This window comes from Acinetobacter sp. ANC 4910 (assembly GCF_004331035.1).
Classification (GTDB): Bacteria; Pseudomonadota; Gammaproteobacteria; order Pseudomonadales; family Moraxellaceae; genus Acinetobacter.
Genome location: NZ_SJNT01000001.1, coordinates 175,623 through 188,070, shown reverse-complemented (window position 1 = coordinate 188,070; position 12,448 = coordinate 175,623). Strand labels below are relative to the sequence as shown.

The 12,448-nt window shown below is 35.7% G+C and carries 9 protein-coding genes and 1 pseudogene; 2 read left to right on the top strand and 8 right to left on the bottom strand.

The window, feature by feature from the left end:
• Positions 1-139: 139 nt before the first annotated feature.
• Positions 140-359 (bottom strand): annotated as a pseudogene (locus E0H82_RS00870) (transposase); the annotation flags it as partial.
• A gap of 564 nt (positions 360-923) precedes the next feature.
• On the opposite strand from E0H82_RS00870, the gene E0H82_RS00865 reads away from it, so the two are divergent.
• Positions 924-1,460: a hypothetical protein gene (locus E0H82_RS00865; protein ID WP_131262569.1), complete on the top strand. Its 537-nt coding sequence runs from the start codon at positions 924-926 to the stop codon at positions 1,458-1,460.
• Between the two features lie 444 nt (positions 1,461-1,904).
• On the opposite strand, the gene E0H82_RS00860 is transcribed toward E0H82_RS00865, so the two are convergent.
• Positions 1,905-2,507 carry a hypothetical protein gene (locus E0H82_RS00860; RefSeq protein WP_131262568.1) on the bottom strand — a complete coding sequence of 201 codons (603 nt, stop codon included), beginning with the start codon at positions 2,505-2,507 and terminating at the stop codon, positions 1,905-1,907.
• 804 nt (positions 2,508-3,311) lie between these two features.
• Between E0H82_RS00860 and E0H82_RS00855 the strand changes: the two genes are divergently transcribed.
• Positions 3,312-7,121 (top strand): SIR2 family protein, encoded by a 3,810-nt coding sequence (locus E0H82_RS00855; protein WP_131262567.1) that lies wholly within the window; start codon positions 3,312-3,314, stop codon positions 7,119-7,121.
• Between the two features lie 244 nt (positions 7,122-7,365).
• On the opposite strand, the gene E0H82_RS00850 is transcribed toward E0H82_RS00855, so the two are convergent.
• The 6 genes from E0H82_RS00850 to E0H82_RS00825 all read right to left on the bottom strand — a co-directional run bounded on the left by E0H82_RS00850 (position 7,366) and on the right by E0H82_RS00825 (position 12,052).
• Positions 7,366-9,471: a DUF3987 domain-containing protein gene (locus E0H82_RS00850; RefSeq protein ID WP_131262566.1), complete on the bottom strand. Its 2,106-nt coding sequence runs from the start codon at positions 9,469-9,471 to the stop codon at positions 7,366-7,368.
• On the bottom strand, positions 9,468-9,785 hold the full coding sequence (locus tag E0H82_RS00845) for a hypothetical protein (protein ID WP_131262565.1): 318 nt from the start codon (positions 9,783-9,785) through the stop codon (positions 9,468-9,470). The genes E0H82_RS00850 and E0H82_RS00845 overlap by 4 nt, the downstream gene beginning before the upstream one ends.
• Before the next feature lie 2 nt (positions 9,786-9,787).
• A complete protein-coding gene (locus E0H82_RS00840) occupies positions 9,788-10,126 on the bottom strand; it encodes a hypothetical protein (protein ID WP_131262564.1) in 339 nt (112 codons plus the stop codon).
• The gene (locus tag E0H82_RS00835; protein WP_131262563.1) at positions 10,123-10,335 is read right to left on the bottom strand and encodes a helix-turn-helix domain-containing protein; all 213 of its coding nucleotides are present in this window, start codon (positions 10,333-10,335) and stop codon (positions 10,123-10,125) included. Before E0H82_RS00835 ends, E0H82_RS00840 begins: the two co-directional genes overlap by 4 nt.
• A 3-nt stretch (positions 10,336-10,338) precedes the next feature.
• Positions 10,339-10,548, bottom strand: coding sequence for a helix-turn-helix transcriptional regulator (locus tag E0H82_RS00830; protein WP_131262562.1), 210 nt, complete (start codon positions 10,546-10,548; stop codon positions 10,339-10,341).
• 106 nt (positions 10,549-10,654) lie between these two features.
• On the bottom strand, positions 10,655-12,052 hold the full coding sequence (locus E0H82_RS00825) for a hypothetical protein (protein WP_131262561.1): 1,398 nt from the start codon (positions 12,050-12,052) through the stop codon (positions 10,655-10,657).
• Between the last annotated feature and the right edge of the window lie 396 nt (positions 12,053-12,448).

Sequence of the window (12,448 nt, the reverse complement as noted above, 5' to 3'; positions counted from 1 at the left end):
AGATAGAGCGTTTCTAAGTCACTCAAATTTAAGTGACAATTTGGGCATGAGGTCGGCCTAATTCTGCAAACTTATTGAGTACTGCTATACGGGCATGAGTCTTATTCACTTGATTATCGAAGTTTCTAGCATTGAGTTTAACCATCCTTAAAGAAAGTCTAAATAGAGATTTGATCATCAAACAACATTGAATAGCAGTATCGGAATAGGTCTGATTTCGACCATGCTTGCCGTGTGGCTGAGCATAGCATTGCATTTTGGGATCAAACCAAATGGAAATGTTGCCTCGATTAATTAAAGCTCGGTTATAGGAGGACCAATTGGTTTGTACGATAGATTTTCGGTGCAGCCTTCTTCATTTTGAAATTATATTGCTGAAGAAATCTTTAAGAATAGATTTTTGCAACAAGGCCACATTAAGTTAGAATCTTATAGACTAATCTAGATATTTTTTTTAGATAATATATTGAATTTTATTTATTTTTAATAAAACATTGGAACATTAAAGATTAAAACAAACAATAAAGTGGTGCGCCCTGCGCGCCTAGAACTATTGACTTAAGTTGTTGATAATAAAATATTATAATAATTCTATCTTTGTATTGGGTACTCATATAGGTACTCATTTCTGAAAATGCCTAAACCTAATGCTATTTGAATGTCGGTGTGAGTCCCTATTTAAGATTCGAACTGATGTATGCATTGAATGAGTTGTAGCGTATGAAAATTGGTGAAGATGGTTACTCACGTGAAGGTAAGTACGATTACAAGTACAGCATATTGCAGGTAGATCTATTTTTGGATGATGGTGGATTTTGTAATCAGTTTATTGAAGCATTACATCAGGAGATTGGGAGTGAAATTGGAGGTGAAAAATCTCCAATTTTGGTTATAATCTCGGCAAAAATTTACTTGATAAGATTATGTGTATATTTGGATGGATTGGTCAGCAGATATTGATCATAGGGGATTTCATCTGTGCAGGATGGGCATTACTAGGGGCTAATTCGGGGCAGATTCAGACTGTTATCGGGGGAGTTGCTTTTTGGTTAGCCTATAAGGGGTATGCGAAATTATTAGAACATCGATCTGTAGACTCCAAAATGGTTTTTATAAATTTATTGCATGAAGCATATAGAGAAAATATTAAATATTTGCAATTAAGTAGAAAATTGGATGGTATGAACAAAATACTAAAAGAAATAGATGAGTTAACTAAAGAGGAACTTGCAATCATTGATCGGTATTTACCGTATCTTCAGAGTTTTAAAAAATCTTTAAAGAGCATAAAAGTTGAGTTAGAAAGAATATATGGATTACCTGATCAATTAGGAGTCGAAGATTTAGAGAAATATAGTTTTTCTCTAAACCAGAAAATGAAGGAATTTGTAAAAGCATCTAATGGATTTAATGTTATCGAACTTGAGTTTCAAAAAATTTTAGACAAATATAAAAATTGATGTGAATAAATCACCCAACAAACCGCAAGACATAACCTCACCAGTAGCCCTATCAATAACGATGGGGTTTTATTTTACTAATCTCTTATTCTTTTACTTGAATGAAATACCGTACTTCTCAATTTTTACCAATGACGAAGGTTAGAACAAGAATACATTTCTCTACTTTTGCCTTGTTGTACCTTATTCAATTATGGAGTTTTTCAAACTTTTCCTTGATGTACCTTGATGAAATTAACATTATGGAAAAACTCTATATCCCCCGATGTATATGGTCTTGATATTGCTTTAAGGTGTATTTTGAGTGATATCCTTCAAGGTAAATATCCATCCTTATACTAGTGGGATACCCCCATACAGATACAAAGGTGAGCCTATAAATTCGTATTGGGTGAGGTATAAACTGGATTTCAACGTACGTTCACAGAGTGTTAATCCAATCAGCTATTTTTCAATAAACTTTTCTATTTTATCCATGAATGCATTATGGAATGCTATAGCAGCAGCATTAGCTTTACGTTCATACATATCATGCTTCTCAACTATGGCCTGAAATGTCTTTTTATTTTTATTAAGTGGCTTATAGACCCTTCTTAAAAATGGTATCGCTTCACGATCTAATGGCCATCCAAGCTTTATTCGCATTCGCTGCATATTAATTCTTGCTACATGCTCCTTGTTGCACTGCTGAATGAGGTAGTTAAGCTTTTGGCATTTCCTGCATTTAAATTGGCTATCAACCAAATATAATTTTGCTACCTGGTTGCCACAATCATTACCAGGACATATGAACCAGTACCGATGATTACCATAATGGCACGGTGTAGTAGTCACCTCGATATGCTGACAGTGATTGGTACCATTCTGCATAAAGGACAGAATTAAAGCGCCGTGACGATACTCATAGCTCATAGATGAGCTAATTTCGTTATCTTGTTTCCACCCCCAAATACCAGAAGCACCATCTACAAATGTATTGGATCTAGCCATAGTTCGGCTATCTATATTCAAACAATCTTCAACCGTACCCTTACTTTCTCTTTTCATGCATAAAATCCGCAATAATTGCCAAAAAATTCACAGGCAGATACCCCTCAATTGCATTTTTAAGACCGTTCTAAGCATAAAAAATGCATAAAACAGCTTAAAAACCACATCAATCACCCTTATTTATACATAAAACACCATGTTTTGAAGGATGTATGTCAAGGTAATTAAAAATCAATTTACTTAATATTAATCAATATATTAGATCAAAAACATGCAAAACACGTTGCACTATTTTACTAATGATTTAGGTTAGAATTGAATAAAAAAATGGTAGCTGCTCAGAGAAAACACATAAAACATAACTATAGATGAATACATGCATCTGGTATTCGTTACTTGATGGGGAGTGATTCTTGTTGTACCGGTGCGGTGATAATGGCCGCCCAGCTATCGTGAAAACTTGGTCACATTTGAATACTACCAAGAACCATTTGATTATTTACCTTGATGTACCTTGATGAAATCGGTAATCGTCAAATTAGACGTAAACCTTGCTGTATATAGATTTGAGGTCATTTTACTAGGCTTTCTACTTGTGTCCCATCAAGGAAACTGAGCATACTAAGAGATATACTAGGTCTGGTAATTCAGTCATAGTAAAGAATAGATTTTTCATTAGTGACAAGAACTTAGAATGCCAAGGTATTGGGGATACTTTAAAGGTGCTTGAATAAACGAGGCCTACTTAAACATGAAAAAGTAATTGTTTTTAGTGACAAATTAGGCAATAGAATATTTAATATATGCTTTATATAACAATTACTTAAAATACATCTGCTTATTAAAAAGTTGAGGGTTGAAATGCGTTTTACTGCAACGGGTCCAAATATTCCAAATGAACTAATAGATGCTCAAAAGCGTGGAGAGTTGCTATTTTTCTGTGGTGCAGGAGTTTCTGTTCCAGCTGGTTTGCCTTCATTTGAAAAATTAACCAAGAATGTTGCTGAAAAATTATATGCCCTTGATAGTGATGACAATGAGATATCGAAATTACTATTTAATAAGGAATTTGATAGAACTTTTACTGCCTTAAAGAGAATTTATGGAGATGAAATCGTAGACTCAGTTTTATTGAATGAATTGAAACTGCCTAAAGGCCCACTTTTAGATAATCATGAAAATTTATTAAAACTTTCAATAAATGAAGAAAACGAACCTTTTATTATTACGACAAATTTTGATTTGCTCTTTGAAAGAGTCAATAAAAAAATTCGATCATTTGTTCCCCCATATCTACCAGATATCCAATCAAAAGAACCGTTATCAGGTATTGTGTATCTTCATGGAAAATGGATTAATCCTAAAAAAAATAAACTCAATAATTTAATTATTTCTTCTCAAAATTTTGGTAGTGCTTATTTATCGCATGGGTGGGCAACAAAATTTCTTTCAAATTTATTAACACGCAGAACTGTCGTACTCATTGGCTATTCAGGAGATGATACTTTAGTGCGCTATTTGCTTGAGGGGTTAAATTCAGAAGGGTCAAATGCAAATAACATTTATGCCTTTGAACGAGGGGAACAGGGTTATATAGAGACCAAATGGTCCCAACTCGGTGCAACAGGTATTTCATATCCTGACCACAATGATCTATGGAATACGATCGCAGAGTGGGCAAAATATGCAGGGGATGAACAAAAGTGGGATGAATATATTAGACAATTATCTCAACAATCTCCAAAAGATTTAGAGCCCTTTGAAAGAGGAATTATTACTAACTATATTTCCACAGCTGAAGGTGCATATAAATTTATGGGATTACAGCCTACACCAAGTTCAGAATGGATTTATGTATTTGATAAGAAAATAAGATTAGGGCAAGTGGAGGAAATAAAAAATACTAGTGGTGAAAAACTGGCAATTGATCCTATTGATTTATATAGAACCGATATAGATCCAAGTCGTAGTGAGCTGGATTCTTTAAAAGAAAATCTGAAATACAAAGTTGGTAAAGATTATATAAGTGTTTTCTCTGATGAACATGGAACAATCTTAACTGAGGGTCTGTCAAATATACGTTATGAAAATTTATGGAATGTTCAATCAAGAATATATGCTTTAGCAATTTGGTTTTCAAAGGTTGCAGAACAACCTGCTGCAATATGGTGGGCACAAAAACAAACCAATTTACATCCAGCAATCATAGATCAGGTAAAGAAAAGAATACTAGATACTCCAGAAGTTTTTCTAGACCGTGATTTGAATTTTTGGATCCAGAATATAACAACTCATGTTGATAAGAAAAAATTTTCTAATCAACATGAGTGGTATGCAATAAAAAGAGTTTTAGAAAAAGACCAGAATCCTTTATTGGATTTATATTTTACTTATCTGAAAGATGTTCTAAGTCCAATATTATCGATGCAATCAGAATATAATTTAAAGAAATCATACATCCCTACCAGAACAAATGAACAATATTTATTTTCTAAATTTGAAATAGATTTTCCTGAATATAGATCAGAAAATATAAAAATACATAATGACAATCTTCAAGATGTCATTAAAATTCTTTCTGAAAAATTTATACAATATATTAATCTTGTTAATAACTTAAATGATGAGTCAATTAAAGTTCTTTTTCACAGCCTTTATTTCCCACCAATTAATTTTGATAACCCACTAAAACCACAAAGAGATGTCCATAAAAAAATTGGAAAATTAATACTATGGATGTGTGATCTTTTAAAAAAACTATCAATATTTAATGAAGCATTCTTAATAGAAATCGTTGAAGAGTGGCCTAAAAATGATGAGTTAATTTTCAGCAGATTAAAGTTATTTGTTTGGGCAAATTCTAAAAGCATTGATAAATGGCCTATAGATGAAGGTATTAAATGTCTATCTGATGATTTCTTTTGGAACAGATACATTGAGTCTGAGATTATATCTTTCATATCCAATCAATGGGATAACCTTGATGAAGATAGTAGATCGCTCATTGAGCATAAAATCATTGGTTATCGACAAATATCTGATCATGAAACTTGTGAAAGTTTTGCAGATTACAAAAATTATCAGGTCGGGCGTCTATTACATAAAATAGCCCAAACGAAAGTAGGTCTATCTAGTTATGCATATAAAGAGTTTACAAAAATTAAAAGTACTGATAATTGGCAAGAAGATTATGTAGAGCAAGAGAGTTTAATAGCTGGAGTTCAAAGTGGTTGGATTTCAATCAACACTTCCAGTAAAGAGTTGGATGCAATCAATGATAGTACTGAATTTTTTGAAAAAGTTGAGTTATTAGAATCAGATAGAAGTATTCGGTTTAAACAAAACAAGCCTTTTATTGAATTTATAGAAAAGAAATTAAGTGAATCGTTAAATAAGCTTTTAGAAGAATTAGAAAGGAATAATAATCGAGAAAAATACTGGCTACAATTATTTGAGAATATCCCTTCAGATGCAAATTCAGAGAATTTAATTGCAATTGGCAACGCCGTTTTAAAATTGCCAAAAGAAATTATTTTTACATGTCGCTTCTCTTTGACCAGATGGTTAGAAGGGAAATTTATTGATGCTTGTAAAAATCAACAAGATCTTTTTTGGAGAGTATGGGACTATATTATTAATACATTGAATCTTATTGGTTTAGAAGCCAATGATAGTGCATTTGGAGATACTTACGAACAGGGACGTCAAGTTAAAAAATCAAGGAAAACATTTGAACATGCTATAAATTCTCCAGTAGGCCAACTAGTAGAGGCTGTTTTTAATATTTATTCTGCTTGGGAGCTCTCGCCTCTTGAATTCAAAAATGCAGTCCTGTGGAGATTAGAATTAGCTATCCAAAGTAAAGGAGAAGGATCTCACCATGCTATCAGTATGATTATTTATAATTTTAATTTTATGTATGAAAATTATGAGTCATGGTCTAAATATCATTTAATACCTATTTTTAATCCAAATAATAAGAATAGTGAAGCTGCTTGGCAAAGTTTCTTTTACATACATGGTAGACCTTCAAATCAATCAATTTTGACTTTAAAATCATTCTTTATTGATTTATTCGAAAAAAAGCCAGAATGGACAAAAAGTGAGAGCTTGAAAAATAATTTAGCATCATTGTTAATACAGTTTTGCTATTTCTCCTACCCTAAACAGACATTATTTACTAATGTAGAAATCAGAAAAATTTTAAGAAAGTTCGATAGTGATATGTTATCTCATAGTCTATGGATACTTTCAGATATAGTTCATAAAGAAAATTCCTGGTTAAGTTTTGGCAGATTTTTCTTTAAAAATATCTGGCCTAAAGAAAATTTTTGTCAAACGTCAAAAACATCTGAAAGGTTATTAGATTTGGCTATAGAAACATCCGAGCATTTCACAGATATCGTTAAAAATATTGAACCATATTTAAGAAACATTGAACCAACTTCAATTTTCCTATACCAGTTAACTAACAATGAAGATAAATATTTACTGACTGAGAAGCACCCTCAAGAGGTCCTTCTTTTGTTAGACAGAGTGATTGGCCAAAGAATTGAGTCTTATGATAATTCGTTAGCTAAAATACTAGAAAAAATAGTCAAGGAAAAACCTGTACTTAAGAATTCTATAGCTTGGCAGCGTCTTCATAAAGTAGCAATTAGTGTTTTTTAATTTTGACTCGGCTATTTAAATTTATATTTATCTATAGAAGCCCTGCGATTCTGCGATTTCACTCTATAGTCCTTATGTAGTAAGGCTTTCACTATCGCAGCCATATTGTTTGCGGTTTTGCGATTTGCGATTCCTCGTATCAATCGCAAAGGAATCGCAGCCTATCGCAGTGCTATCGCAAGCCATTTGCGATTCTTAACCCCTTATATAGCGAGGGGTACAGCCTAAAATCGCAAAATCGCGCTTATTTCAGTAGTAAAGGGTTTAATTCAATGTATGTGGATTTGTTGATAGTGACCAATCGAACATAATTAAATTCGATCAATTCATTGATACAAGGGTCAAACTCCTTGGCTTTTCTCAGATGTGACGGCGCACCTTTCATGGCCAAGGTTTTAGAAAGGCTACTGGTCTTTTGTTCAGCACATTTCCGCACCAGCCACTTAATCAGACGTTCACCATCACTTTCCGCTTTGACCTCAATATCTGCATACATCGCCCATTCATTCAGCGAGTGTTTAACGACCTCACAGGCCCCTGTTAAGGTTTTGGCATCTATCCACTGTATGCCCTCAAAATAAGCGAATACAGTCGCTAAACGCCGTGCTAATTGACTGGCTCGACTGGCAAATGCCTGTAGGTACTCATAACGCTTACCTTTGCCTTGTAGTTCCTCAAACATGTTGTAGAACGATGCATCTATTTCCTTTGCCTCATCGTTCATAGGAATAACATAACGCCCATTATGAAGTTCTTGCCCTCCTTGTGGTCTAGGGCAGTCATCCAGTAGGTATTCACACCGTGTCCAGTAAGCGATAAGCCGATGGTCATGATTGGCGTTCTTAGATCGGTAAATAGCATCTTGTAGGCGTGTCCCTGCCAAGTTCTCAGGGATGGTTAAAATAAAGCGAGGCAGGAAGCCTTGACCACGTAACACAGGATCTTTAAGGGCTTCGGATAACACTTCATGCTGCCCCTGTAGATTGAAGGTCAAACGAACGTCATAAGCACGACCACTACCGTTTAAATTCGATTTTGATCGGGTACGCTCCACAAAACCATCATCAAATAGCTTGGCATAGCCTCCAATAGCTTGCGTCCTTGTGTCTCCTTTCATGGTATAGCCACCAAAGAATTGTCCAGCTTCATCACTGGCAATGGAGGCATTATTCAACACACCATCAACATAAAGCCCTGCAATCGATTCCAGCGTGATATCGCTATATAAAGTACTCGGGTCATGTGGTGGGGGATTTTCAGCGCAATAGGCTTCTTTATCCTTCTTATTTAAAGAGGCTTGGCCACTTTTCCATTGCTCCAGCTCACGGCGGTATTGCTCGTATTGTTTCCGTTCATGCTCAATAATGGCTCTGTCTGCCATGTTTCGACTGGTACTCTTACGGCTTCCACTTTGCCCCTCAGTGAGTAGATAGAGGCTACATGGCTCACCATGAGGGCTAAATGGATGTGGTGCATTTACATGGGCTTGGGCAATATGTGACATGGCACCGATGACACATTGAGCTGTCATACCAATTGGCGCTTGTACATGCTCAGCAATTGCTATCACGGCATCCCTTGCCAGTGGTGGCAGGGCATGAATGGGATAAGGGCTATTTAACGCCGTACCGGCTTGCTCCAGAGGTAATAACTCACCCCATTGGTTTAATGATGGTAATTGCTCAATGGCATAATCAAGAAAAGCCTGTACTTCCTCTGCATCATCATCCTTTAAAAGCTCAGTTAAAAACTCACTTTCACCAGCTTTCTGAAATTGATTGAGCAATTGAACAGGGCTATTTTTCTCAAGGTTTTGGAATGCCTCGAGCTGTATATGCTCAGGGCGTACTGGCATATACAACCTGTCAAAACCTGACTTTGAAAGCTGATTAATCACGAACTGCATTTGCTCAAAATCAAATGGCTTTAACTCGATTTGATGAGCATCACATAGGCTTGGTAATACTACCAATACCACGGCGTAGCCAGTTTGAGCAATCTTAAAGAATGCCTCTAGGCTGTAGGTGATGATGACAGGTTTATCCTGGTGTAACTCCCCCAACACAGCAAAGCCTTTGGCCACTCCATCGGGGATGACTCGTAAGGGTTGTTTATCTTGTAATACGGCACATTGAACAAGCTCTAATTGAGCGTTATAGATCGGCTGAATTAAAGGATTATCATAGCTCACGCCGTTGATATCTACATGGCACTGGTCCACATAGATCGGCTGTAAAGGACTGCCAAAACGCTGAATGACTGGATGATTGATATAGGTATCATCCAGTGGATTAAGTAATGTGCAATTTGCTAAGATGGTGTCGGGTTTGATGGAGGTGGTGTTATTCATTTGGCACCACCTTTTTCACTTTCTTGCCATTCAAAAGCCAAAGGCAATATCTTCTCAATCATTTCTAATTTGGTTTGGATTTCAAAAATCAGGTTTGCAACAATTTCACCGTTAATGGTTAATTCCTTACCATTTTCAAAACAGTTGAAAGTAACGGTTGAAATGTCTTTAGCACTTCCAACAAGGTTATGAATAACATCTTGAGCATTGAGATGGTTTGCATCTTTATGTGGTGTGAAAAATGCGCTGGTACAGCTTAGAGATGGGAAATAATCGTTATTAATTGATTTCGATTTTTGATTTGAGTTAGGCATGATTAATGCGCTCCTTTGTAGATTGGAGCTTTGCCATTCACGACCAAATGAGGGTGGCAAAACTGAAAGGGGTTGGTCGACTGGCTACAAAGGAACCCAGCACACTCGAAAGTGTCCCCCTCCAGCTCTGCCATAACGATATGCAGGCGCATAGAGATATAACGCATAAAAAAAGCCCTGAGCGGACTATATGCGCCTTTATAGTAATAGCCGACCAAAGCTAATTCACCATGTGGGTGAACGCCGTAAGCATAAGCAAAACGTCCATAGCTTGCAACAAGAAAAACAGTTATTACCCAGACTAAAAACAGTTTGAGGGGGTTGTGAAAGAGCTCTTTCATGCCTCGAACTCCCTTAATTCATAACGTGCGTGTGAGCCTTTATTATTTAGGTTGGGTTCAGCATGGGTCACAATGTCATAACCTTGCTTACGTAGGCGTTCTACAACCGCACTAAGACGGAAACAATCGTAGTAATGAATTGCCTCTGCTTGTGAGAGGGTTTTGCCTTGCTTGAGGTGGTTGAGGACTTGGGTTTGATGGTTATTCATGCTTTAAGCCTCCAATACTGCAAGGCTTTGCATTTGCTTGTTATGCCATTCAACAAGCTGGGCGTAGTCGAAATACACAGGAGCTTGACGAGTAGGACCAGCTTTATACGGTTTTGGAAACTCTGGGTCATTCAATGTAAGTTCACGTAAAGCATTGCGCTTTATGCTCAATAACTCACAAGCCTGATTGTAAGTAATTCGGATGGGTTGCATGTGTATAACTCCACATAGTTGTATATCGTGGAGTTAGTATGTTTATGATTTTGATTACTTTGTTCTAGTTAGAATCATTCCAATTCTAGTTAGAATGACTTACGTTCTAGTTAGAATCCCTAGCCTTTTTTAACCAATCTGCGACTGTGTGCTTACTTGGAATATCTATATTATTTTGAGCTGCATGGACATCCATCATATTAAATGCCTTGAAATGTTCTGGCGGTAAACCTGCCATGCCAGACAAAATCGAAATAATTTTGAGAATATTATTTCTTTGTCTTGAATTAGGGATTTCCTGTTCTGGACTTAATTGAACATCAGAATCTATTGACTTGGGTTGAGCAGCTTCAAGTTCTGTAATTCTAGCTTTTAGCTGGTTGGTCTCAGATAGCGAGGATTGATTATCTAAAATGAGTAATGATGACTGAAGTTTCTCTTGCTCTAACTCACTTTTGAGCTGCTTGAATTCTTTTAACAGTTGAGAGCGTTCTTTTTGATAACTTTCTGGTGAGGCATATCCAATTGATGGGTCTCCATACCTTGGCAGAATTAATAATGGTTGATTGTCGTTAAAACCACTAATTACATGATTACGCTCACATAGAAATCGCTGTAATGATGCTCTTGGTATCATGCCATCATTTTCTATATCAAGTTTGTTCGCTCTAATGCCATTTTCAATTATTTTTACTGCTTGCATATGCTCACCATAATTCCAAGCGTTATAGGCTAAATTTCCAGAATCTATATGTGTCTGCATTTTTTCAGGCTCATCAAAAGAGATGAAACAAGCCGATTCGACAACTGTGAAATAATCATTCATTGCTAAAATTTTGATATGCAGCGGTAACTGGTTGTCTAATTGCTTTGTATTATTTTCATTTTGAGACAGAGTCTCTTTACTTTGTATTTGACTGGTTGTATTTGAATCTTCAAAGTCAAAATTTGCACCTGAGAAAAAATCTGGATCAATTGTTTTTATATTGGGCATATCATCTTTCAAGATATTTAGATATTGAACATCCCATATAGGAGTTAAGTTCTGATTTAATGGAATTTGATCATCATCAAGCAAATTTAAAGACTTAATAGGATATGCATCAAAGAACGCCTCTTTGTACCAATAGACATTTTCAAGGAGTTTTAAATTACTGTCACAAATAAAAGCAGAGTTCCAATAATCCCAGTGAGCTGTGTATTTCGCTATAGTTTCCCATGTTGTACCATTAGATAATTCAGCAATATTGGTTAGATATTCAAAAGCCCAATCTTTGCCATATGGTCTAAAAACTCCATAACTAAAATGTTTACCACTAGAAATTTTTATTTTGTAGTCAGAACCTCTTACAAGACAAGCTAGTTCTTCTGGGACTTCTTTGTTTAATAAATAGATAGCTACTTCATTTATAGCCCAATTTGTTTTCTCAACTAAAAGGGATATTGCTTCTTTTAGTGAAATATAACTACTGGTATCACTATCAATATAGTCCAAAAATCTCATACATGCCTCCCACAGCATCCCCAATAAACAGCTAAGCCAATCGAATTGGGTATCCGACTTTCGGGAGCAAACCTAGACTTAGCAAACTGAATATAAATGATAAATAACCATATATGTGCATATAAGCTCATTACAGCGACAAATCACGGCGTTATAAAATGGGGGAATCGCAGCGCACCGCAAGTGAATCGCAAATAGTTTGCGAAGTCCAAAGTCTTATGCAGCACTGGTGGTAAAGCCAAATCGCAAAATCGCAGGGTTTCTAGGGGAAATATATTGATTAAGCCATTATGCCAGTACATTTTCTATAGCATTGCTTAATGGAGTAGCTTGTCGTATAAGGGATTCAAGCCTATTAAGCCATTAAGCCGCTTTTCTAAGTAAGATAGGGTTTAT

Bases quoted from the DNA above. Each gene is read 5' to 3' on its own strand.
- E0H82_RS00835 (WP_131262563.1), bottom strand. From the start codon at position 10,335: ATGAATAACCATCAAACCCAAGTCCTCAACCACCTCAAGCAAGGCAAA.
- E0H82_RS00860 (WP_131262568.1), bottom strand. From the start codon at position 2,507: ATGAAAAGAGAAAGTAAGGGTACGGTTGAAGATTGTTTGAATATAGAT.
- E0H82_RS00830 (WP_131262562.1), bottom strand. From the start codon at position 10,548: ATGCAACCCATCCGAATTACTTACAATCAGGCTTGTGAGTTATTGAGC.
- E0H82_RS00850 (WP_131262566.1), bottom strand. From the start codon at position 9,471: ATGAATAACACCACCTCCATCAAACCCGACACCATCTTAGCAAATTGC.
- E0H82_RS00825 (WP_131262561.1), bottom strand. From the start codon at position 12,052: ATGAGATTTTTGGACTATATTGATAGTGATACCAGTAGTTATATTTCA.
- E0H82_RS00845 (WP_131262565.1), bottom strand. From the start codon at position 9,785: ATGCCTAACTCAAATCAAAAATCGAAATCAATTAATAACGATTATTTC.
- E0H82_RS00865 (WP_131262569.1), top strand. From the start codon at position 924: ATGTGTATATTTGGATGGATTGGTCAGCAGATATTGATCATAGGGGAT.
- E0H82_RS00855 (WP_131262567.1), top strand. From the start codon at position 3,312: ATGCGTTTTACTGCAACGGGTCCAAATATTCCAAATGAACTAATAGAT.
- E0H82_RS00840 (WP_131262564.1), bottom strand. From the start codon at position 10,126: ATGAAAGAGCTCTTTCACAACCCCCTCAAACTGTTTTTAGTCTGGGTA.